The 21462-nt window shown below is 43.3% G+C and carries 20 protein-coding genes, 1 tRNA gene and 4 rRNA genes; 8 read left to right on the top strand and 17 right to left on the bottom strand.

Annotated features, from left to right (window positions below):
• Positions 1-12 precede the first annotated feature (12 nt).
• From Ami103574_RS00105 to Ami103574_RS00130, 6 genes are all read right to left on the bottom strand, one after another.
• Positions 13-255 (bottom strand): hypothetical protein, encoded by a 243-nt coding sequence (locus Ami103574_RS00105; RefSeq protein WP_163064737.1) that lies wholly within the window; start codon positions 253-255, stop codon positions 13-15.
• 15 nt (positions 256-270) lie between these two features.
• Positions 271-423: a hypothetical protein gene (locus tag Ami103574_RS00110; RefSeq protein WP_163064738.1), complete on the bottom strand. Its 153-nt coding sequence runs from the start codon at positions 421-423 to the stop codon at positions 271-273.
• An 86-nt stretch (positions 424-509) separates the two neighbouring features.
• Positions 510-1685: a DnaB-like helicase C-terminal domain-containing protein gene (locus tag Ami103574_RS00115; RefSeq protein WP_163064739.1), complete on the bottom strand. Its 1176-nt coding sequence runs from the start codon at positions 1683-1685 to the stop codon at positions 510-512.
• Positions 1682-2347, bottom strand: a complete 666-nt coding sequence (locus Ami103574_RS00120; RefSeq protein WP_163064740.1) for a DUF6291 domain-containing protein — start codon at positions 2345-2347, stop codon at positions 1682-1684. The genes Ami103574_RS00115 and Ami103574_RS00120 overlap by 4 nt, the downstream gene beginning before the upstream one ends.
• Positions 2348-2405: 58 nt before the next feature.
• On the bottom strand, positions 2406-2600 hold the full coding sequence (locus Ami103574_RS00125; RefSeq protein WP_163064741.1) for a transcriptional regulator: 195 nt from the start codon (positions 2598-2600) through the stop codon (positions 2406-2408).
• 2 nt (positions 2601-2602) lie between these two features.
• Positions 2603-2803 carry a helix-turn-helix domain-containing protein gene (locus tag Ami103574_RS00130; RefSeq protein WP_246213167.1) on the bottom strand — a complete coding sequence of 67 codons (201 nt, stop codon included), beginning with the start codon at positions 2801-2803 and terminating at the stop codon, positions 2603-2605.
• A 141-nt stretch (positions 2804-2944) separates the two neighbouring features.
• On the opposite strand from Ami103574_RS00130, the gene Ami103574_RS00135 reads away from it, so the two are divergent.
• Both Ami103574_RS00135 and Ami103574_RS00140 read left to right on the top strand, forming a co-directional pair.
• On the top strand, positions 2945-3331 hold the full coding sequence (locus Ami103574_RS00135; RefSeq protein WP_163064743.1) for a helix-turn-helix domain-containing protein: 387 nt from the start codon (positions 2945-2947) through the stop codon (positions 3329-3331).
• 131 nt (positions 3332-3462) lie between these two features.
• Positions 3463-4512: a site-specific integrase gene (locus tag Ami103574_RS00140; RefSeq protein WP_163064744.1), complete on the top strand. Its 1050-nt coding sequence runs from the start codon at positions 3463-3465 to the stop codon at positions 4510-4512.
• 58 nt (positions 4513-4570) lie between these two features.
• On the opposite strand, the gene Ami103574_RS00145 is transcribed toward Ami103574_RS00140, so the two are convergent.
• Genes Ami103574_RS00145 through Ami103574_RS00155 form a run of 3 tightly spaced genes read right to left on the bottom strand, consistent with a single transcriptional unit; the run spans position 4571 to position 7288 of the window.
• Positions 4571-5344, bottom strand: coding sequence for an ABC transporter ATP-binding protein (locus Ami103574_RS00145; protein WP_163064745.1), 774 nt, complete (start codon positions 5342-5344; stop codon positions 4571-4573).
• A gap of 3 nt (positions 5345-5347) precedes the next feature.
• Complete coding sequence (locus Ami103574_RS00150) at positions 5348-6250, bottom strand: ABC transporter permease (RefSeq protein ID WP_163064746.1); 903 nt, start codon at positions 6248-6250, stop codon at positions 5348-5350.
• Between the two features lie 42 nt (positions 6251-6292).
• Positions 6293-7288 carry an ABC transporter substrate-binding protein gene (locus tag Ami103574_RS00155; protein WP_163064747.1) on the bottom strand — a complete coding sequence of 332 codons (996 nt, stop codon included), beginning with the start codon at positions 7286-7288 and terminating at the stop codon, positions 6293-6295.
• A 530-nt stretch (positions 7289-7818) separates the two neighbouring features.
• Here Ami103574_RS00155 and Ami103574_RS00160 point away from each other — a divergent pair.
• The 3 genes from Ami103574_RS00160 to Ami103574_RS00170 are packed head-to-tail and all read left to right on the top strand — an operon-like array spanning position 7819 to position 9726.
• Positions 7819-8193: a GntR family transcriptional regulator gene (locus tag Ami103574_RS00160; RefSeq protein ID WP_163064748.1), complete on the top strand. Its 375-nt coding sequence runs from the start codon at positions 7819-7821 to the stop codon at positions 8191-8193.
• Positions 8194-8197: 4 nt separating this feature from the next.
• The gene (locus Ami103574_RS00165; protein WP_163064749.1) at positions 8198-9067 is read left to right on the top strand and encodes an ABC transporter ATP-binding protein; all 870 of its coding nucleotides are present in this window, start codon (positions 8198-8200) and stop codon (positions 9065-9067) included.
• A 2-nt stretch (positions 9068-9069) separates the two neighbouring features.
• On the top strand, positions 9070-9726 hold the full coding sequence (locus Ami103574_RS00170) for an ABC-2 transporter permease (RefSeq protein WP_163064750.1): 657 nt from the start codon (positions 9070-9072) through the stop codon (positions 9724-9726).
• Positions 9727-9801: 75 nt separating this feature from the next.
• On the opposite strand, the gene speB is transcribed toward Ami103574_RS00170, so the two are convergent.
• The 3 genes from speB to Ami103574_RS00185 form a co-directional block, all read right to left on the bottom strand.
• Positions 9802-10731: an agmatinase gene (gene speB / locus Ami103574_RS00175; protein WP_163064751.1), complete on the bottom strand. Its 930-nt coding sequence runs from the start codon at positions 10729-10731 to the stop codon at positions 9802-9804.
• A 23-nt stretch (positions 10732-10754) separates the two neighbouring features.
• The gene (locus Ami103574_RS00180; RefSeq protein WP_330587131.1) at positions 10755-12206 is read right to left on the bottom strand and encodes an amino acid permease; all 1452 of its coding nucleotides are present in this window, start codon (positions 12204-12206) and stop codon (positions 10755-10757) included.
• 285 nt (positions 12207-12491) lie between these two features.
• On the bottom strand, positions 12492-13901 hold the full coding sequence (locus Ami103574_RS00185; protein ID WP_163064752.1) for a sigma-54 interaction domain-containing protein: 1410 nt from the start codon (positions 13899-13901) through the stop codon (positions 12492-12494).
• 356 nt (positions 13902-14257) lie between these two features.
• Between Ami103574_RS00185 and Ami103574_RS00190 the strand changes: the two genes are divergently transcribed.
• Entirely contained in the window at positions 14258-14653 is a 396-nt protein-coding gene (locus tag Ami103574_RS00190; protein WP_163064753.1) for a HEPN domain-containing protein, read from the top strand.
• A gap of 186 nt (positions 14654-14839) precedes the next feature.
• Here the strand turns inward: Ami103574_RS00190 and rrf (Ami103574_RS00195) are convergent.
• The 4 genes from rrf (Ami103574_RS00195) to Ami103574_RS00210 all read right to left on the bottom strand — a co-directional run bounded on the left by rrf (Ami103574_RS00195) (position 14840) and on the right by Ami103574_RS00210 (position 19836).
• Positions 14840-14956, bottom strand: a 5S ribosomal RNA gene (gene rrf / locus Ami103574_RS00195).
• An 80-nt stretch (positions 14957-15036) separates the two neighbouring features.
• Positions 15037-17931: ribosomal RNA gene (locus Ami103574_RS00200) — 23S ribosomal RNA — on the bottom strand.
• Between the two features lie 274 nt (positions 17932-18205).
• Positions 18206-18281: transfer RNA gene (locus Ami103574_RS00205), tRNA-Ala, on the bottom strand.
• 36 nt (positions 18282-18317) lie between these two features.
• Positions 18318-19836, bottom strand: a 16S ribosomal RNA gene (locus Ami103574_RS00210).
• Between the two features lie 628 nt (positions 19837-20464).
• Between Ami103574_RS00210 and Ami103574_RS16120 the strand changes: the two genes are divergently transcribed.
• The gene (locus tag Ami103574_RS16120; protein ID WP_408609100.1) at positions 20465-20779 is read left to right on the top strand and encodes a nucleotidyltransferase domain-containing protein; all 315 of its coding nucleotides are present in this window, start codon (positions 20465-20467) and stop codon (positions 20777-20779) included.
• On the top strand, positions 20757-21152 hold the full coding sequence (locus tag Ami103574_RS00220; RefSeq protein ID WP_163064753.1) for a HEPN domain-containing protein: 396 nt from the start codon (positions 20757-20759) through the stop codon (positions 21150-21152). Before Ami103574_RS16120 ends, Ami103574_RS00220 begins: the two co-directional genes overlap by 23 nt.
• A gap of 186 nt (positions 21153-21338) precedes the next feature.
• Here Ami103574_RS00220 and rrf (Ami103574_RS00225) read toward each other — a convergent pair.
• Positions 21339-21455, bottom strand: a 5S ribosomal RNA gene (gene rrf, locus Ami103574_RS00225).
• The 16S, 23S and 5S rRNA genes sit together here with 1 tRNA gene alongside, the layout of an rRNA operon.
• Positions 21456-21462: the final 7 nt, after the last annotated feature.

Here is a 21462-nt window from a genome sequence, read left to right on the forward strand (position 1 = left end):
CTCCTTCCTAAACTAAATGCAACCCGCATCCTGAGGCATATAATATATTTTCCGTTCTCCATTTACCAAGTTTTCTTGCAGCTCTCTAAAAACACTCTTAAACTGTTTTTCATTTCTATAATGTGCAACTTTATATGATTGCCTATTCTCAGGGTAAAAAACGGTTATAATATGTACTCCTTTTCCTTCATCATAATTGTTGCCTATCGCCTTACATGGCATTATTGCCTTTCCGTCCTGTGTTTGTATATACATTTATCTCACCTCTTTCTATTTTCCATAGCTAATAAGTATTAAATTTCCTAAATGAACTTCTGCATTTCTAAAATAAACATTAGTTTCAACTGAATAAAACCCAGCTACCAGATCACCAAGTTTGTCTGTATGTACCACACTAATTATGCGATTTGTTCGCTTTAACATTTTTAACCTCCTATCTTTATCTTGTATATAAAAACTGTTACACTCTACGCCTTTATATACTCAAATCCGCACCCTAAAAATATATCTTACATTTCCTCCCTCAATGAGAACTTGTCACTTTGATAAATTGCATCAATGACTACATCTTTTTGTCCGTTTCTTTGTTTTCTCACAAGTATTTGCATAGGAACTTTAAAATCATGGTCCATTTCTCCATTTTGATGTAGCATAATCACATTATCCGCATCTTCTTCAATGCTGCCAGATTCTTTTAGATCCGCTAATGTCGGTACTCTACCCTGCGAATCCCTGTTAATCTGTGCTAAAAGAATAATAGGTTTTTTGTGTTTCATAGTTAGTGTCTTACAAGTGCTAGTCATGTGCGAGAACCGTTCTCTTATGCTATTAAAATGCTTATACTCTTTCAGTTGAGTTAGTTGGTCTATAACTATAAAATCAGACTTATAATACTCTATGTATTTTTCTATATCTGATAGATAGCCTACATTCTCAATTACTTTCAGATTCCTTTCAATTCTCTTAAAAGCACTTAGCCATGTTTCTAATTTATCGTATTCGTCTTTACTCATTTTTCCTGGAGCTTTCAAGTGCTCATGCACTATGTCAGTATCCTTACAAACTAATCTTTCAACTAACTGAGTTGCTGACATTTCCAGTGGAAAAAATAATACATTCTTGCCTTTAAGCGCTGCTTTAAATGCTATTTGTAATGCAAAAGCTGTTTTCCCAATGCTTGGCCTCGCTGCTATCACTGTAAGTTCCTCCCCCCTTATGCCCCCTGTGATATAGTCAAGTCTTGGTATCCCATATTTAATTGATTCGTCAGCCATAAGCCTGTTTTCTATTTCTGACCAATAAAGTTTTGAAAGTTCTGCGGGCTGCTTTATCTCAGTATTGCTTAACTTCTCAATCTCTTTATTAATTCGATCAATTTGAGTTACAATATCATCTGGTGAGTTCTTAAGAGCTTCCAGCATATTTCTTATCTGATATTGCCTTATGAACTTATATGCAGATTCATATAAAGAAGGCATGTATTGAGAAGTGATATTTGCTATTTCTACTATAGAGCAATTAGCTTTATTGGCCACTGTCACCATGTCAATTTTTTCTGATCCACGTATCGCCTTAAACACATCACAATAAACTGAAAAATAACTAAAATCTTTTATATGATCTTTGTGATAGCCTAACAACCAAGCACCTAACAACTGACACTCGCATTCTTTTATATCAATCATCTTATTTCTATCCTCCTTAATCCTGTGCTCTCTTTAGGCTTGTCCTCGCAATTCTCGTCCAAGTAGTCTATGTACCCGCAATTAAGGAATGTACTACCATGTTTCCAATATTTACGCTCTGTCTTTTCTGCTTCTTGCTCTTTTACATATCGGCTTATTGCTCTTGTCATTTCTTCTAAGCCAATAGAGTAAAGTTTTTTCTTTTGCGTATCGGATATAGAGGCTTTACCTTTTTTTATCGGGTATAGTTGCCATATCTGTTTAAAAAAATCCTCTATATCTTTCTTGCTTGATTTATTATCATTATTATTAATATCATTATCATTAACATTATCATTATCAGCTTGATTTGCTTGGTTTTGTTTAGCAAAAGTAGCATTTGCCTGATTTGCTTGCTTTTGCTTAGCACTCTCTATACCACCTTTTCGCCCTGCTTCAGCTCGTTTCTTAACTATGCCTTGATACTTCTCTGTATCTCTATCTAAGTTGGCCTTTATAAAGCTAAACGCCATCATGGCCATACCATCAAGCGGTGGTACTCTGTCGGTCTGTACATATTGGAATATAGCCATTATGAGACTACCTTGTTCGCCAGGAGATAGCAGCTTAAATTGTTCCTCATATGTTGTATACAGTACGAATGATTTTTTCTTTTCTTCCACTGTTCACCACCTCATCAGTACAAACTGCACACATTTTTGGATTGTATTTTTAATTTCATCAATACACCTCCCTGACCTCATCATCAACTGGATAATGTTCAAAAAAAGCTCTCTTAGAGACTTTACCTGCAACCGTAATAAATCCATTAGCCTTAAGTTCCCTATTAACTGTATTTATAAATTGATATGCTTTTGCTTCCTTTACTCCAGTAATCTCCATAACTTCTTTACATGTAAGATAACTTTTTTTCACAATCATACCTCCTTTAATAAAATTTGTTCTACTGGTACATTTAATACTTTTGCAACACGACCTAAAGTTTTCGGTCTTACTCCCCTACCCGCTATTACGTTATTCAACGTTGGGCGAGGCATTTCACATACTTTTGCTAGGTCCTCTGTATTCATGCAAGCATTTGCCATTGCCAGTTTTAATTTTTCTTTATTTGCTTTCACATTCACACCTCCTTTTTTTGCATTCATTTCGATTGTGTTTTTATATTATCACAATCTATACGAATGTGTCAATATGGTTTTTACATTCTTTTTGATTGTGTTTTTTTTTAACTTATGATAAACTGTGTGTGAGGTGATGTTATGCAGACTACCACAATAGGAAAGAATATACAGAGATTTAGAAAAAAGAAAAAACTTACTCAAAAAAGGCTCGCTGAAATAACAGGATTGGCTACTGGAACTATTCAGCAATACGAATTAGATAAGAGGCAACCTAATATGAAAATTCTCCATAAGATTGCTGATACACTTGATGTAACTGTTAGTGATCTTATATGGCAGGGGGAAGGCAAGGCCCCTGAACCGGGGAAATATATAGATACACCCCCTTACGGTTCTAGGGTACGAACAGAAAAAGACGAACTGAATTTGTTTTTTGACGAATTAAATGGAATAGGTCAAACTGAAGCAGTTAAGCGAGTAAAGGAATTAACTTTCATAGACGAATATGTGAAAAAAGAGAAATAGAAAACAAAACGCTCCGGCTGCAACCGGAGCGAATGTTATAAACAGGTCGTAATGGTACAACCAAATTCAACAATTAATTGTATCATATTGCGACCTCTATTTTCAATACAAATGAAAGAGGGGTTATTTTTATGCCATCATATAAAAATGAGAATAATAATACTTGGTTCTGCAAGTTCTACTACAAAGACTGGCAAGGCAACCAACAACAAAAAAAGAAATCTGGTTTCAGGACAAAAAAAGAAGCACAAGCCTGGGAACGTTCTTTTCTGGATAAACATGCAGCAAATCCAGATATGCTTTTCAACGCCCTTGTAGAGTTGTACCTTGAAGATATGAGCAACCGCCTTAAGGATTCCACTTTAGACCATAAACGTATTGTCTTTAAGTATCATATACTCCCGTTCTTTAAGAATATGCCCATAAATGAGATTACGCCAGCCACCATTCGAAACTGGCAAAACGAACTAATAAAAAAAGGGCTGGCCGAGACATCGTTAAGCAGTTATAATTCGCAGTTTTCTGCGGTTATGAACTATGCAATGAAATACTATCAGCTTCCGGCAAACCCTGTCCGAACAGCCGGATCAATCGGCAAATCCCGCGCTGCATCAATGGATTTCTGGACACAGACAGAGTTTAATGCTTTCATACAATACTGCACAGCCCCCTATGATACCATATTTAAAACGCTTTATTACACTGGTATGCGTATTGGTGAGCTTATGGCTCTAACGTGGGGGGATGTGGATTTTAAAGCTGGTACGATAGCTATTAGTAAGACTTATGCCTGGACGAGCAAGGGCTATCAGATTCATGCCCCAAAAACACCCAAAAGTAAACGTGTAATTTATATTCCTCCCTTTCTTTGTGATGAGCTAAAAAAGTATCAGGAAAAGCTTTACAGTAGCTGTGCCGATGAAACAGTCTTTCATAGCCCTAGAAGCTCCCTTGACAGGAAAATGGCCGCCATCTGTACAGAATCAAAAGTAAAAAAAATAAGGCTGCATGACCTTAGGCATAGTCACGCAAGCCTATTAATTGAACTTGGATTTTCTCCGCTACTCATAGCTGATCGCTTAGGTCACGAGAAGGTTGAAACGACCCTAAACACATATAGCCACCTGTACCCAAATAAACAATCTGAAGTAGTTGAGAAATTGCAGTCTTTACAAATATAGTACCTTTTTAGTACTTTTTCCATTTGAATAACCCCTATAATCTTTGATATTTCAGCACTTATAGCAACATCCGATCATTATCAATTTCAAACTGTTCAATCAGCTTTTCTACAGTTATTTCCTTTCGTGCCTCTCCCGATATGTCCATAACAATGCGACCTTCTTTCATCAGAATGGTTCGGTTGCCATGCTCTAACGCTGCTTTCATGTTATGGGTAATCATCATCGTACACAACTTCTCTTCCCTAGAGAAGAAATCTGTCAGTTCTAAGACCTTAGCTGCTGCACCCGGGTCTAACGCCGCCGTATGCTCATCCAGCAGCAGCAGTTTAGGCTTCGACATAACGGCCATAAATAAAGTCAGCGCCTGCCGTTGTCCTCCAGACAACAACTTGGCCTTCTGCTTCATTCGATCCTCCAGACCCATGCCCAGCAGCGCCAGCTTTTCTTGAAACAATTCCCGCTGCTTTCTGTTAATGCCCGCCTGGAGCCCGTGAAGCAAGTTTTTATGATAAGCGATGGAAAGGTTTTCTTCGATAGTCATATCGAAGGCGGTACCCTTCAACGGGTCCTGAAATACCCGGCCGATAACCCGGGACCGCTTAAACTCCGACTGACCGCTGATATCCTTTCCATCCAGGATAACTTTTCCCGAATCTGCCGGAAAAACTCCGGATATGCAGTTCATCAGCGTGGATTTCCCCGCTCCATTGCTGCCGATAACCGTAACAAAATCTCCCCGTTCCAGATGCAGACTCAAATTGTCTATAGCTACCTTCTCATTGATAGTCCCCCGGCCAAAGGTCTTGTGCAACTTTTCTATTCTCAGCATTTCTCAACCCTCCTTCTTTCCCATGGATAGCTTAAAGGGAAAGCTTTCACTAAAGGTACCCACCGCTAGTGCCGCCACCACGATAATGGCCGATATCAGCTTTAAATCGCTGGTTGGCAGCCCGATGGCCAAGGCCTGAGCAATAATCAAGCGATACGCAATAGCTCCTAGAGACACGGCCACCAACCGCCGCAACAGCGATTTCGTGCCAAAGATAGCCTCTCCGATAATAACCGATGCCAGACCGATGACCACCATACCCGTACCCATCGTCACATCCGCAAAAGACTGATACTGCGCCAGCATACCTCCTGCCAAAGCCACGAACCCATTGGAAAGAGCCAACCCCAAGACCTTCATTCCCTCGCTGTTGATGGCATAAGCCCGAACCATCTCCTCATTGTCCCCTGTAGCCCGCAATGCAAAGCCCAACCGGGTCTTGAGAAAAAAGTAAAAGAGAGCAATGATGGCTGCCAAACTGATAGTTCCTACAATCAGAGCGGAGTAATTCTCTGGCAGCACCGCCTGCGCTGATTTATACAGTGTCTCGCTCTGCATCAATGCTACGTTGGGCTTACTGCCCATAATTCGGAGGTTGATGGAATACAGTCCCAGCATGACCAGGATTCCCGCCAAAAGAGGCTGAATCTTCAATTTTGTATTCAGTAACGCCGTCACAGCCCCTGCCATGAAGCCGCATAAAAAGGCTAACAGCAACCCCAGAAGTGGATGTCCCCCCATGCTGCATATTACCGCGGAGGCGGCAGCCCCAGTAACGACACTGCCATCCACTGTCAAGTCAGGAGTATTTAAGGTTCTAAAGGAGAGAAATACTCCCAATGCTAAGATCGCGTAAATTAGTCCCTGTTCCAGGGAACCCAGAAATGCTGGAAATGTCAATAACATAATGTCCTCCAAGTGTAACCAAACACGGTGTCCGTCAAATTTTTACTTGGACAAGTCCGTTGCTTTTTCTAAAATTTCAGCTGGAATGGTCAATCCAATTTCATCAGCTGTCTTCTGATTGATGTAAATCTGCGTCTTATCCATAATCTGTACCGGCATCGTTGCAGTACTCTGTCCATTCAGGACTTCTACGGCCATAGCGCCTGTCTTTTTTCCCAACTCTACATAATTCACACCGTCCGTCGCCAGACCGCCGTCTGCCACCATAGAGTCTGCTGCTACATAGTAAGGAAGCTCTGCCTTGTTCAAAACTCCAACGATAGTCGGCATAGCGGAAGCTACGGTATTATCAATAGGAGAGAAAACGGCATCGACCTTTCCTACCAGAGACTGTGCTGCCTGCTGAATCTCACTGCTGTTCATAATAGTGGCCTCTACAACCTTGATTCCCTTAGAACCAGCGTATTCCTTCAACTCTTTGATAACAGATACGGAGTTCACTTCGCCCGTGCTGTAAATGGCACCAATGGTTTTAATATCCGGTGTAACTTGTAACGCCAAATCCATGATTTTCGTAGCAGAAACCATATCAGAAGTTCCCGTAATATTTCCTCCTGGATTGTTTAGATCAGCCACCAGTTCAGCCCCTACCGGATCTGTCACAGCGGAGAAAATAATCGGAATATCCGTCGTCTCTCCCAATGCCGCTTGCGCCGATGGCGTAGCGATAGCAATGATTAAATCGTAATCATTTGCTGTAAAAGACTGACAAATGGTTTTTAGATTATTTGCATCATTCTGGGCATTCTTGTAATCAATGGTCACGGTATCCCCGTCCACAAAGCCTTCTTCAGCTAACTGTGAAATAATGTTTTGCCGAATGGTATCCAGAGATGGATGCTCCACAATCTGAACAATACCGATGGTTGGCAGATCAGCAGTGTCCTTTCCCGCATCCTCGCTGTCACCGCAACCAGTAAAAGCGGCTGTCATCAGTAATAACATCATTAATAATACTGCAATTCTTCTCTTTTTCATACTCTTCACCTTTCTGTTCAAAAACTATACAACCTTGATACCTTGTGTGATGAAGTCAGGTAAAACAAAAAAACACCTGACCTTGCATACGAAACATATACAAGGACAAGCGTCTGCCTGCGGTACCACCTTGTTTGATGCACTTTATAAGCACATCCTCTCTACGAGTGCCATCACACCCTCAGCCCATAACGCTGGCTTCGCGTCTTCGCTACTAAGCATTGGCTTGCACCTTCTCTTTTCACGTCGCCCTCAGAGGCCCATTTGCTGTGACTGACATTTATCTGGCTTTCACCAATCCAGAATCGCTTTGAAATCGTTTAACAGCTTTACTCCCTCGTCTACGGTTTACTTATTTAAGTTATGGGGGTATCATAACACTTATTTTGTTGGTTGTCAACAAAATAAATTGTTAGATTTATTGTTTAAACCAATATTTGTTTTTTATTTTTCTGTTGACAGTCCGATCATATTGTATATAATGTATATATACAATATTGTAAACGTTATTGAATCGATTGAGGAACTTTATGAATATTATCATTAGCAATTCCACTGGGCAGCCTATTTACGACCAAATCGCCGCCCAAATAAAAAATCAGATTCTAAGCAAAGAGCTGGAAGCTGGAACAGCCCTGCCCTCCATGCGCCTGCTGGCCAAGGAGTTGAAAGTCAGCGTTATTACGACCAAGCGGGCTTATGAAGAGTTGGAAAAAGAAGGTTTGATTGAATCCTATACCGGCAAAGGCAGCTTTGTCCGCATTCAGAATGAACAGCAGCTTAGAGAACAACATCTACACGAAATACGAACTAAACTCCAGCAAGCCATAGAACTGGCTGCTCTAGCCCATATTGGACCGGCAGAGCTCCGGGCTATGCTGGAAAGCTTACAAGAGGAGGAATAATTATATGGAATACGCCATTGACGCAATAAATATCACAAAAAAATACAAGGGGTTTACTCTGAATCAAGTCAGCCTTCGTCTGCCCAAAGGGTCCATCATGGGTCTGATTGGAGAAAATGGTGCAGGCAAGACAACGCTGATTAAACTTCTCCTAGGCCTGCAACACGCTGAAAAAGCTGCTGGTGCAGGCAAGGAACACGCAAGTTCAATTCGCCTTTTGAATCAAGATATCAACACCCTGCCGGTTTCAGTCCGAGAAGACATCGGTGTAGTCTTAGATGACTGTTGCTTTCCTGAAAGCCTTAATTTGCTGCAAATTGAACAAATTCTAAAAAATATTTATAAAAATTGGGACTCTGCCAGCTTTACCCATTACGCCGAATATTTCAATCTACCAGAAAAAAAGCTGCTAAAAGACTATTCCAAAGGCATGAAAATGAAGCTTTCTATTGTGGCCGCCCTATCTCATCAGGCAAAGCTGCTCATTCTCGATGAGCCTACCTCTGGCCTGGACCCTGTAGTCCGAGATGAAATCCTTGATGTTTTTATGGACTTCATTCAGGAGGAAGATCATTCTATTTTGATCTCCTCCCACATTACCAGCGACCTAGAAAAAATCTGCGACTATGTGACCTTTATCAGTGAAGGGCATATCCTGCTCAGTGATGTGAAGGACGATATTTTATCTGGATATGGTCTGCTAAAGTGCAGCCCGCAAGAGCTCTCCCTGCTGGACCCAACAGCTATCCGAGGCTACAAACGCACCAGTTTTGGTGTAACTGCCTTAGTAGAGCGAGAAAAAGTACAGGGACCGTTCATCATCGATCCGGTCAATTTGGAAGACATATTGTTGTATCATGTAAGGGGGAACTAGATATGAAAGGACTTATTTTAAAAGATTTTTTAATGCTGAAAAAACAGATGATGCCGGGGCTGCTTTTCATCTTGCTCTATGGGGTTATCACCCTTCTATCTCACGATAGCAACCTGCTCACCGGATTTATTATCATTCTCTGCACGATGCTTCCTGTCAATGCTCTTTCTCTCGACGATCGAGCAGGATTTCCAAAGTATGCGCTGACCATGCCCGTCTCCAGAAATACTTTGGTCATTAGCAAGTATGTCCTTGGTCTTATTCTCATCGGCGCTGGGAATATTCTCGCGCTTACCGCCAATCGTCTTGTTGGGCAATCTAGTTGGTTAGAAAGCCTTTGGATCATAACGTTGACCATGGTAATCGGCTGTCTGCTCCTTTCCCTATCGCTGCCAACCTTCTTTAAATTTGGCCATGAGAAAGGCCGGATAGTTCTCTTATGCCTAATGCTTCCACTTGGATTTTTAGGTGGTTTTGTGGCCATGGCCTCCACCAACGGAAGCATAACCACGACCGGAAGTGGGCGCATACTGGGCATCCATACAGACGCTTTTTTTTACAGCCCCTGGACCTTGGTTTGTCTGTTGGCTGTAGGTGCCCTTTCTCTTCTTCTGTCCATGGGTTTATCCCTGCTTATCTACCGAAATAAGGATTTCTAAACTTTATCTAAACAAAGAGACAAGCCCAATACACGGGACTTGTCTCTTTTCTATCCGACTTATTTTTACCTGATTTTATTTATCTAACTTGCCAATTATCTTTGCCCTATGCCCCCAACATTCCGTGATAATACGTCGGGCTGCAAACATAGATGTCAGGGATGGATCCAACTCTGGAGCCACCTCCACCACATCAAAGGCTATAATCGGTAGCTTACTGAACAGGATCTCCAGCAGATCCAGCACCTGCCTGCTATACAGGCCACCAAACTGAGGGGTTCCCGTTCCAGCAGCAAAGGCTGGGTCCAGACAGTCAATATCCAAGGTAATGTAGACCTTTCTGAACTGGCTCATCTTTGTGACCACGTCCTCTGCTACGTGCTCCATACCCAGCTTGTGGCAGTTGAAAGCATTGTGTACGTTTAACGGATTTTTCTTTTTAAAGGCAAATTCATCTGGTTCGATAGAACGAATACCCACAAAGTAGAAATTGTCTGGGCCCTGAATATTTTTCAAGTCCAGCGCCCGCCGTTCCACTGACCCGTGAGAAAGGGGGTCTCCGTTCAGTGTATCGCACATGTCAAAATGTGCATCGATGTGAATAATGCCGAAAGGTTCATCCAACGCTCGATCGATACCAGCCGCAATAGGAATCGTCACGGAATGGTCCCCGCCTACAGCTGTAAAAAATACGTTATTCTTTACCAAATCACAAACATAAGAAGAAACCTCAGCGAAGAGTTCATCCCGATTATCCTCTTTAAAGTCTCCTGCATCATATACATTCAGCCGCTCAAAACTTTCAAACTGTTCCGTATAGGGTGTGGAAGCAAACGTGTTTTCCCGCAATACCGATGGCCCGCCACAAGCACCTGCTCGGTAGCTTACCCCCTTATCAAAAGGAATACCAAACACCACGACATCGGCTTCCTTCTCCGACAGCTCTGGCTTATTCAGATTGCACCATGCTCCGCTATCCTTAGAAAATTCATCTCTTTTTAACATTTCTTATCCTCCCTATTGTTTCGTTAAAATGTAGTCTCTTTACTTTTATAGTCGATCTCATCTAAAGGTACCGTTTTCGTCCTATGTTTAATTTTATAGCCAATATATGGTGCAACAAAAATAACAATACATAAGTTAATGGAAATCACAGAAAACCAGTCGATGGTTTCTCCCATAAATAAAACGATGTCTTGGCCAACAATAATGACGATAATAGCAATCATTGCAAAGATTGGACCTGCTGGGAACCATTTCGCCGTATAAGTCAAGTCCTTTAGATCATACCCTTGACGGACATAGCCTCTTCTGAATCGATAATAACAAATAGTTATTGTCAGCCACATCAAAAATATGTTTAGAGATGACATGTTTAATAACGTAATATAAACTTTTCCGGAGCCTACAAAGGAACTTAGGAAGCATAGACATCCCACCGCAGCCGAACATAGAATTGCAGCCACAGGTACGCCTTTTTTATTCGTTTTTTCAAAAACCTTTGGGGCTTTTTTAGAACTTGCCAAAGCATACAGCATTCTAGAGGTCAAGAATAAACCAGAATTGGTTATCGATAGAACCACAACCAATACAACAGCATTCATGAGATGTGCTGCAAAGGGAATTCCCGACTTATCCAATAAAATAGTAAACGGACTCATGGCAACATTCTCCACACTACTATTTAATAAATTAGGATTATCATATGGAATGACGCAGCCCAGCACAAAGGTAGCAACCAGATAAAATATAATCAATCTCCATATAATCTGTTTTACCGCCTTTGGTACATTCTGCTCTGCATTCTCTACTTCTCCAGCAGTGATAGCAAACATTTCAGAACCAGCAAAGGCAAAGCCTGCAACCAAAATAACAGAAAACAATCCGGAGATTCCTCCTACAAAAGGTGCCTCCCCAATTCTAAGATTGTATGTACCAGTAGCCTGACCCCCTAAGATGCCGAAAATCATCAGCCCTCCTACCACGATAATAATCAGCACAGAGCTAATCTTAATGGAAGACAGCCAATATTCCGCTTCCCCATAGCCTTTTGCCCCCACAAGGTTTATGGCCAAAAGAATGGCCAGCAAGGATGCACTCCATATGATGCTAGGCACATCTGGAAACCAGAACCCCATGACGATAGCACCGGCTTCTAGTTCTACAGCAAGAGTCACGGCCCAGCCAAACCAACTGTTCCAACCTACAGTAAATCCAAAAGCTGGATCTACAAATTTAGTGGCTTGAGCTGCATAGGCACCGGATACAGGCATAAAAGATGTCATTTCAGCTAAGCCTGTCATCAAAAAATATACGATAACGGCAATAAAACCATAGGCAATCAGTGCACCGCCAGGCCCTGCTCCACCAATCAGTGCTCCGCTGGCCAAAAACAGTCCCGTTCCAATACCGCCCCCTAAAGTGATTCGCGATAGCTGTCTCATGGTTATCTGTCTTTTTAATTGTCCCTTTTCAGACAATGTAGTCACCTCTTTTCTTCAACTTACCTTAAAATTACAAATTGTAATGCGCATTACCCTTATTAGTAACGCAAGTTACATGCCAGTCGGTTACTTCTGTACGTTCTATTGTAATATTCGCTAAGTTTAGGGGCTTTTCGACAATTATCTGTAGGACCTTCATCTACCGCAAGAAGGCCTTATAGGCAAAAAACAAAATTTTTTGCCTATTTTACGCTAAGAGTTTTGCCTGATTTCTCAGGGAGCCGATCATCTTCTTTCCCGAAGGCCGCAGTCTCCTTTTTCTTATACATCTATCCGGTATTTCATCACCTTGTACTGAAGAGCCTGTCTGCTGGTGCCCAGCAGCCGTGCAGCATTTGTCACACTGCCTTCTGACGACAGAGCTTGCTGGATAAGACTCTTTTCATATTCTGCTACCATTTTGCTCAGGGGCTCGCGGGAGGTTGACACCGAAAGATTTTCAGCTACATGGGGAGAATTTGGAACGCCACTTACCCACGTGCTATCTGCCGCTTCCTTTCCGCTGTAGAGGATGGCTTCCGGTATGTCGTTTAAGGTGATGGTCGATCCCGCTATGAAGTTGGATGCGTACTCTACGGCATTGCGCAGCTCCCGGATGTTGCCTGGCCAGTCATAATTCATAAAGATTTTCTCTACAATATCACTGACACCAGAGATGGGTCTACTGCTGGTGTGATTAAACTGCTGAATAAAGTAGTCTGTCAGTAAGGGAATATCTCCCCGGCGTTTTCGCAAAGGGGGGATACCGATTTGAATCACTCCCAACCGGTAAAACAGGTCGCTTCGCAACTCTTTTCGTCCAATTAGCTTCAGGGGCTCCTCATTCATCGCTGATACGATGCGCACATTTACCGTCTTTTCTTTACTGCTGCCAATTTGTCTAAATTTCTTTTCCTCAATGGCCTTTAGAATTTTTCCCTGTAGAGAAATGTCCATGGAATTTAGTTCATCTAAAAATAAAGTTCCCTGATGCGCTAGTTCCAGCAGCCCTTTCTGATTTTCTGCTCCAGTATAACTGCCCTTTACAGTACCAAATAGCAGGCTTTCCAACAGATTGCTGGGGATGGCAGAACAATTCTGGGAGATAAATGGTTTATCTGCCCTTTTGCTATGGGTGTGCAAGGATTGGGCAATAAGCTCTTTTCCCGTTCCGGTCTCCCCGATAATCATGACAGCCGAATCATTTTCCGCTACCTTGCGAATTCGTTCTTTGATTAGGTTCATCTCTGAATCCCTAGTGATAATGCTGTCTAGATTATATAGCCCCTTACCCGAAAGATCTTCTTGGGCGAAAGGTTCTTGCTTGCAAGGTACGCCGTCAATGGCAAGCAGCACACTCCCTTCGATAGCACCGATGATTTGATTGTTGTATTCAATAGGGTGAGTAGAACTGAGAAAGGTATAAGCACGTCCATTTAAATCGGTCAGTGTCTGCCGCTCATCCACAATAGGCTCTCCGGTTCTCATAACACGAAAGTGACTGCTGGTTTCTTCTGTAAGGGAAGGATAGACTTCCAAAATACTTTTTCCCGTATACCCTTCGTTCTTGATACTCTTATCCTGCGTGTCAAACTTGGTAGAATACTCGATGATACCCTCCCGATTGGTAATCAGCAGAGCGTCCAGCTTATCATATATGTTAGCCATAAATTCAATATTTTTTAAAATCATCTTTTACAGACCTCCTGGATTATATGTTTTACTACTTCTAATTTCATTAAAACTTAACCTCTCTGCTTATTTTTATCTTTCATACGATTCCTATATTGTATCATATATTGTGTGGGGTAATTTTTTGGATTTTTTATTATGCCATTTATATTTTATTGTCACTTTATGCCGAAATTAAGAAAATAAATACTTATAAAAGTTGTCATTTTTTCTAGATAACTCTGTTAAAATTAACATAAACTAGTAAATAGTAATTAAATTTATAAAAAAATACAAATAAAAGATTTTAAGGGATTATAGCTAATAGTATGTTTGCAGTTTTGCCTATGCAATTAATCAGGAGGGGGTCGTGTTGTATGGTAGACAGTGTGAGATATAAAGATTGGTTTTCTGCCGGACATAAGGACTTGAAAAGTGCCCGAATCTTGTTAGACCATGATGGTGACTATACCATTATCGCCTTTCATTGTCAGCAGGCCATCGAAAAATACTTAAAGGGCTATCTGCTTTTAGAAACCCATGAACTAGAAAAAGGTCATAGCCTAATTCTGCTGATTAAAAAAATACAAGTTTTTGACAGCGGCATCCAGCAATTTATGAAGGATTGCGCTTTTGTCAATCAGTTCTACATTGAAACCCGCTATCCTGCCGATGCCCCACTGGAATTGGATCAAAATGAGATGAAGGAGTGTCTAAGCATCGTCAATCAAATCCTCATATATTTAAATCAAAGGCTGCAAGAAACAACATGAAACCGCCATCGGGCGGTTTTTTCATACAGTCGCTTTCCTTCTTTCGCTGTCCGATCTTTCACGGCAGCTAAAGCTGTTCAAACTACCCAGGAGCATCCGCTTCGATTCTTGGACCACTTGCTTGAATAGGTTGCTTTGTTCAACATAAAAAATATGACTACCCAACTGGATAGTCATATTTTTTCAAACTAGCAACGTCCTACTTTCCCAGGCAGCTGCCCGCCAAGTATCATCGGCGCTAAGGAGCTTAACTACTGTGTTCGAGATGGGAACAGGTGGAGCCTCCTCGCTATTGTCACTAGATTCTAGCTTGTTTACTTGAGAGCGTACTCTCAAAACTGAATAATATACATGCTCTATCAGATTTTTTCCTTGAAACCATTTTGGTCAAGCGCTCGACCTATTAGTATCGGTCAGCTCCATGCATTACTGCACTTCCACCTCCGACCTATCAACGTGATAGTCTCTCACGGGTCTTACCATTTCTGGAGGAAATCTTTTCTTGTGGGGGGCTTCGCACTTAGATGCTTTCAGCGCTTATCCCTTCCATACGTAGCTACCCAGCTATGCCTTTGGCAAGACAACTGGTGCACCAGAGGTATGTCCATCCCGGTCCTCTCGTACTAAGGACAGCTCCACTCAAATTTCTTACGCCCACAGCGGATAGGGACCGAACTGTCTCACGACGTTCTGAACCCAGCTCGCGTACCTCTTTAATGGGCGAACAGCCCAACCCTTGGGACCTACTTCAGCCCCAGGATGAGACGAGCCGACATCGAGGTGCCAAACACCGCCGTCGATGTGGACTCTTGGGCGGTATCAGCCTGTTATCCCCAGGGTAGCTTTTATCCGTTGAGCGATGGCCCTTCCACTCGGTACCACCGGATCACTAAGCCCGACTTTCGTCCCTGCTCGACTTGTTGGTCTCGCAGTCAAGCTCCCTTCTGCCTTTACACTCTTCGCGCGATTTCCGTCCGCGCTGAGGGAACCTTTGGGCGCCTCCGTTACTCTTTAGGAGGCGACCGCCCCAGTCAAACTGCCCGCCTGACACTGTCCCAGTACCGGTTCACGGTACATGGTTAGAACTTCAACGTTACAAGAGTGGTATCCCAACGGTGGCTCCGCTAAAACTGGCGTCCTAGCTTCGTAGCCTCCCACCTATCCTGTACATGCAACGCCGAAATCCAATATCAAGCTGCAGTAAAGCTCCATGGGGTCTTTCCGTCCTGCTGCGGGTAACCGGCATCTTTACCGGTACTACAATTTCACCGAGTCTATTGTTGAGACAGTGCCCAGATCGTTACGCCTTTCGTGCGGGTCGGAACTTACCCGACAAGGAATTTCGCTACCTTAGGACCGTTATAGTTACGGCCGCCGTTTACTGGGGCTTAAGTTCATGCCTTCGGTTACCCTAAGCAGTCCCCTTAACCTTCCAGCACCGGGCAGGCGTCAGCCCCTATACTTCAGCTTTCGCTTTTGCAGAGACCTGTGTTTTTGGTAAACAGTCGCCTGGGCCTTTTCACTGCGGCCTGCTTTCGCAGGCACCCCTTCTCCCGAAGTTACGGGGTTATTTTGCCGAGTTCCTTAACAATAGTTCTCTCGCTCACCTTAGGATTCTCTCCTCATCTACCTGTGTCGGTTTACGGTACGGGCACCTACATTCTCGCTAGCGGCTTTTCTTGACAGTGTGAAATCAGCTGCTTCGGTACTATATTTTCCCTCCCCATCACGCCTCAGAATTGAACAAGCGGATTTGCCTACCTGTTCTCCCTTGACGCTTAGACGCACTCTACCAACGGTGCGCTCAGCTTATCCTTCTGTGTCCCCACTTCGCTCAAACGAATTTCGGTGGTACTGGAATCTCAACCAGTTGTCCATCGCCTACAGCGTTCGCTCTCGGCTTAGGCCCCGACTAACCCTGAGTGGACGAACCTTCCTCAGGAAACCTTAGATTTTCGGTGGACAGGATTCTCACCTGCCTTACGCTACTCATGCCAACATTCTCTCTCGTATGCAGTCCACCAAGCCTTCCGGCTTCGCTTCTGCCCGCATACGATGCTCCTCTACCAATTATCTTACGATAATTCCAAAGCTTCGGTAGTAAGTTTTAGCCCCGTTTATCTTCGGCGCAGAGCCACTCGACTAGTGAGCTATTACGCACTCTTTAAATGAGTGGCTGCTTCTAAGCCAACATCCTAGCTGTTTATGCAGCTCCACATCCTTTTCCACTTAACTTACATTTTGGGACCTTAGCTGTTGGTCTGGGCTGTTTCCCTTTCGACTATGAAACTTATCTCACATAGTCTGACTCCCAAGTTTAATACTTCGGCATTCGGAGTTTGATAGTTTTCGGTAACCGGTGAAGGCCCCTAGAACATTCAGTGCTCTACCTCCGAGTATCATTTTCCTTGAGGCTAGCCCTAAAGCTATTTCGAGGAGAACCAGCTATATCCGGGTTCGATTGGAATTTCACCGCTATCCACACGTCATCCCAGCCTTTTTCAACAGACATGAGTTCGGTCCTCCACGAGATTTTACTCTCGCTTCAACCTGCACATGGATAGGTCACCCGGTTTCGGGTCTACAGCATGCAACTAACCGCCCTATTCAGACTCGCTTTCGCTACGGCTCCAGTGCTCCAGCACCTTAACCTTGCTACATACCATAACTCGTTGGCCCGTTCTACAAAAAGTACAAGGTCACTTGCGCTCCCTTTGCTTGTAAGCATAAGGTTTCAGGTTCTATTTCACTCCCCTCCCGGGGTTCTTTTCACCTTTCCCTCACGGTACTGTTCACTATCGGTCACTAGGTAGTATTTAGGCTTGGGGGGTGGGCCCCCCGGCTTCCCACCGGGTTTCACGTGTCCGGTGGTACTCTGGATTCACTCTGCATCTTGTGCATTTCGTCTACGGGACTTTTACCCTCTTCGGTTTGCCTTTCCAGACAACTTTGACTATACACGCCATACGTGATGAGTGTCCACAACCCCAGTGCAAGCACTGGTTTGGCCTCTTTCCCTTTCGCTCGCCGCTACTTAGGAAATCGATGTTTCTTTCTCTTCCTCCGGGTACTTAGATGTTTCAGTTCCCCGGGTTACCTTCTCTATGACTATTTTATTCATCATAGGATACCTACGCATTACCATAGGTGGGTTCCCCCATTCGGACATCTGCGGGTTGACGGATGTTTGCTCCTCACCGCAGCTTTTCGCAGCTTGCCACGTCCTTCGTCGGCTCCTAGTGCCAAGGCATTCACCTTATGCTCTTATTTGCTTGACCAGCAATTTACCTGTTTAGCGTTAAACAGGATTTAGTTTGTTAAGAAACTTCGTCATTCACACTTGTGTAAAGACTTGCATTTCTTCTGGTTTCTCGGTTGAAATCGTAGTTTCCCTTTAACAATTCTAAAAAGACTTGTCTTAGTTTAACTGTTCTTTTGTTATCTTTCGATAACCTCGATTTCGTATCTATTTTTGTGTGTTATTAACACTTCTGATATTTATTTGCATATTATTCAGTTTTCAAAGTACGCTTAGAACTTCTTTTGAAGTTCTGGTGGAGAATAAGGGGATCGAACCCTTGACCCCCTGCGTGCAAGGCAGGTGCTCTCCCAGCTGAGCTAATTCCCCATATAAAACTCATAGTGTAAAAGTTAGTCTCCTTAGAAAGGAGGTGATCCAGCCGCACCTTCCGATACGGCTACCTTGTTACGACTTCACCCTAGTCATTGATTTTGCCTTAGGCAGCCTATTTACTGGCCGACTTTGGGCACCCCCAACTTCCATGGTGTGACGGGCGGTGTGTACAAGACCCGGGAACGCATTCACCGCAGCATTCTGATCTGCGATTACTAGCAACTCCAACTTCATGTAGGCGAGTTGCAGCCTACAATCCGAACTGGGACTGGTTTTGGAGATTTGCTCCACCTCACGGTCTTGCGTCTCTCTGTACCAGCCATTGTAGCACGTGTGTAGCCCAGAACATAAGGGGCATGATGATTTGACGTCATCCCCACCTTCCTCCGTGTTATCCACGGCAGTCTCAATAGAGTGCCCATCTTACTGCTGGCAACTATTGACAAGGGTTGCGCTCGTTGCGGGACTTAACCCAACATCTCACGACACGAGCTGACGACAACCATGCACCACCTGTCTCCTCTGTCCCGAAGGAAGATCCCGGTTAAGGGACTGTCAGAGGGATGTCAAGTCCTGGTAAGGTTCTTCGCGTTGCTTCGAATTAAACCACATGCTCCGCTGCTTGTGCGGGTCCCCGTCAATTCCTTTGAGTTTCACACTTGCGTGCGTACTCCCCAGGCGGAGCACTTAATGCGTTAACTGCGGCACCGAAGTCTTGCGACCCCGACACCTAGTGCTCATCGTTTACGGCGTGGACTACCAGGGTATCTAATCCTGTTTGCTCCCCACGCTTTCGTGCCTCAGTGTCAGTTACAGTCCAGAAAGCCGCCTTCGCCACTGGTGTTCCTCCTAATATCTACGCATTTCACCGCTACACTAGGAATTCCGCTTTCCTCTCCTGCACTCAAGTCTCACAGTTCGCAGGGCTTACAATGGTTAAGCCACTGCCTTTCACCCCACGCTTACAAGACCACCTACGCACTCTTTACGCCCAATAATTCCGGATAACGCTCGCCCCCTACGTATTACCGCGGCTGCTGGCACGTAGTTAGCCGGGGCTTCCTCCTTGGGTACCGTCATTTGTTTCTTCCCCAAGGACAGAGCTTTACGACCCAAAGGCCTTCTTCGCTCACGCGGCGTTGCTGCATCAGGCTTTCGCCCATTGTGCAATATTCCCCACTGCTGCCTCCCGTAGGAGTTTGGACCGTGTCTCAGTTCCAATGTGGCCGATTACCCTCTCAGGTCGGCTACTGATCGTTGCCTTGGTAGGCCGTTACCCTACCAACTAGCTAATCAGACGCAGGCCCATCTCATGCCGATAAATCTTTGACAAGAAAAACATGTGTTTTCCTTGCATCATGAGGTTTTAATCCCGGTTTCCCGAGGCTATCCCTCTGCATGAGGCAGGTTGCCTACGCGTTACTCACCCGTCCGCCGCTTTCCATTTACGCACTCTTCCGAAGATTTGTTTGTAAATTTCTCGCTCGACTTGCATGTGTTAGGCACGCCGCCAGCGTTCATCCTGAGCCAGGATCAAACTCTTTGTAAATGGTATTTAACTCAGATTGCTCTGATTCAAATCAAGTTTGTCTTTCGACTCAAGCTAAACACATTTGCGTTTGCTTGTTCTATTCTTCACGTTTCCGTAAATCCTAGAATTATTGTTTTTAAGAAATTGTACGTTGACTTCCAAAACAAGTTTGGTTATCTTACCAATCATGCTGATTGATTGTACTTAGTTTGGAGAATAACTTAATATTCTCTTGACTAATTCTTTTACACTATGAAGTTTTCAAGGTTCATGTCCCGCATTAACGGAACTTTTCAAGTATACCATCTCTTTACAAAACTGTCAACAACTTTTTTCAAGTTTTTCTCAGAAGAACTGAGGTAGCTGGCAGCCCGTTTCACGAGACAGCTTTAATAGATTACCAAAATTCGACCTCTATGTCAATATCTTTTTTCAAGTTTGCCCATTTTTTCTTTAAATATGCATTACTTACTGGTTTGAGGCTAAAATTAACGGTTAGTACACCCCATACCCCTATCAAAATCACCCCTCTGAAACCTTTTTTAAAAGCAGTTGATAGCTATTCAAACCTAGGGTAAAATAGAAAGAAGCCAGATAGAAGAAGAAAAATGGAAAGGGATTAACTATGCACAGCACTTTGCTATCTATGCAAACGGAATTGAATAGCATCATTACTCAAGTGATTTCCAGTTGCGAGGCCGAAAAAATTATTTTATTTGGCTCTCGATCCAGGGAGCACTATCGAGAAAATAGTGACTTTGATCTATGCATCATCTGCCCTAGCAATAATAAAAGAAGGACACTGGCCAATCTTTATTGTAATGTGGATTCCAATTATCCAATTGATTTTTTACTTTACACTCCTACGGAATGGCGGCAAGCGGTAAAAGATGTTTGCAGTTTTGCCTATGCAATTAATCAGGAGGGGGTCGTGTTGTATGGTAGACAGTGTGAGATATAAAGATTGGTTTTCTGCCGGACATAAGGACTTGAAAAGTGCCCGAATCTTGTTAGACCATGATGGTGACTATACCATTATCGCCTTTCATTGTCAGCAGGCCATCGAAAAATACTTAAAGGGCTATCTGCTTTTAGAAACCCATGAACTAGAAAAAGGTCATAGCCTAATTCTGCTGATTAAAAAAATACAAGTTTTTGACAGCGGCATCCAGCAATTTATGAAGGATTGCGCTTTTGTCAATCAGTTCTACATTGAAACCCGCTATCCTGCCGATGCCCCACTGGAATTGGATCAAAATGAGATGAAGGAGTGTCTAAGCATCGTCAATCAAATCCTCATATATTTAAATCAAAGGCTGCAAGAAACAACATGAAACCGCCATCGGGCGGTTTTTTCATACAGTCGCTTTCCTTCTTTCGCTGTCCGATCTTTCACGGCAGCTAAAGCTGTTCAAACTACCCAGGAGCATCCGCTTCGATTCTTGGACCACTTGCTTGAATAGGTTGCTTTGTTCAACATAAAAAATATGACTACCCAACTGGATAGTCATATTTTTTCAAACTAGCAACGTCCTACTTTCCCAGGCAGCTGCCCGCCAAGTATCATCGGCGCTAAGGAGCTTAACTACTGTGTTCGAGATGGGAACAGGTGGAGCCTCCTCGCTATTGTCACTAGATTCTAGC

The sequence above is a fragment of the Aminipila butyrica genome, from assembly GCF_010669305.1.
Lineage (GTDB): Bacteria > Bacillota > Clostridia > Peptostreptococcales > Anaerovoracaceae > Aminipila > Aminipila butyrica.

Coding starts and splice junctions, on each gene's coding strand:
- Ami103574_RS00105 (WP_163064737.1), bottom strand. CDS start 255: ATGTATATACAAACACAGGACGGAAAGGCAATAATGCCATGTAAGGCG.
- Ami103574_RS00110 (WP_163064738.1), bottom strand. CDS start 423: ATGTTAAAGCGAACAAATCGCATAATTAGTGTGGTACATACAGACAAA.
- Ami103574_RS00115 (WP_163064739.1), bottom strand. CDS start 1,685: ATGATTGATATAAAAGAATGCGAGTGTCAGTTGTTAGGTGCTTGGTTG.
- Ami103574_RS00135 (WP_163064743.1), top strand. CDS start 2,945: ATGCAGACTACCACAATAGGAAAGAATATACAGAGATTTAGAAAAAAG.
- Ami103574_RS00140 (WP_163064744.1), top strand. CDS start 3,463: ATGCCATCATATAAAAATGAGAATAATAATACTTGGTTCTGCAAGTTC.
- Ami103574_RS00145 (WP_163064745.1), bottom strand. CDS start 5,344: ATGCTGAGAATAGAAAAGTTGCACAAGACCTTTGGCCGGGGGACTATC.
- Ami103574_RS00150 (WP_163064746.1), bottom strand. CDS start 6,250: ATGTTATTGACATTTCCAGCATTTCTGGGTTCCCTGGAACAGGGACTA.
- Ami103574_RS00155 (WP_163064747.1), bottom strand. CDS start 7,288: ATGAAAAAGAGAAGAATTGCAGTATTATTAATGATGTTATTACTGATG.
- Ami103574_RS00160 (WP_163064748.1), top strand. CDS start 7,819: ATGAATATTATCATTAGCAATTCCACTGGGCAGCCTATTTACGACCAA.
- Ami103574_RS00165 (WP_163064749.1), top strand. CDS start 8,198: ATGGAATACGCCATTGACGCAATAAATATCACAAAAAAATACAAGGGG.
- Ami103574_RS00170 (WP_163064750.1), top strand. CDS start 9,070: ATGAAAGGACTTATTTTAAAAGATTTTTTAATGCTGAAAAAACAGATG.
- speB (WP_163064751.1), bottom strand. CDS start 10,731: ATGTTAAAAAGAGATGAATTTTCTAAGGATAGCGGAGCATGGTGCAAT.
- Ami103574_RS00185 (WP_163064752.1), bottom strand. CDS start 13,901: ATGATTTTAAAAAATATTGAATTTATGGCTAACATATATGATAAGCTG.
- Ami103574_RS00190 (WP_163064753.1), top strand. CDS start 14,258: ATGGTAGACAGTGTGAGATATAAAGATTGGTTTTCTGCCGGACATAAG.
- Ami103574_RS16120 (WP_408609100.1), top strand. CDS start 20,465: ATGCAAACGGAATTGAATAGCATCATTACTCAAGTGATTTCCAGTTGC.
- Ami103574_RS00220 (WP_163064753.1), top strand. CDS start 20,757: ATGGTAGACAGTGTGAGATATAAAGATTGGTTTTCTGCCGGACATAAG.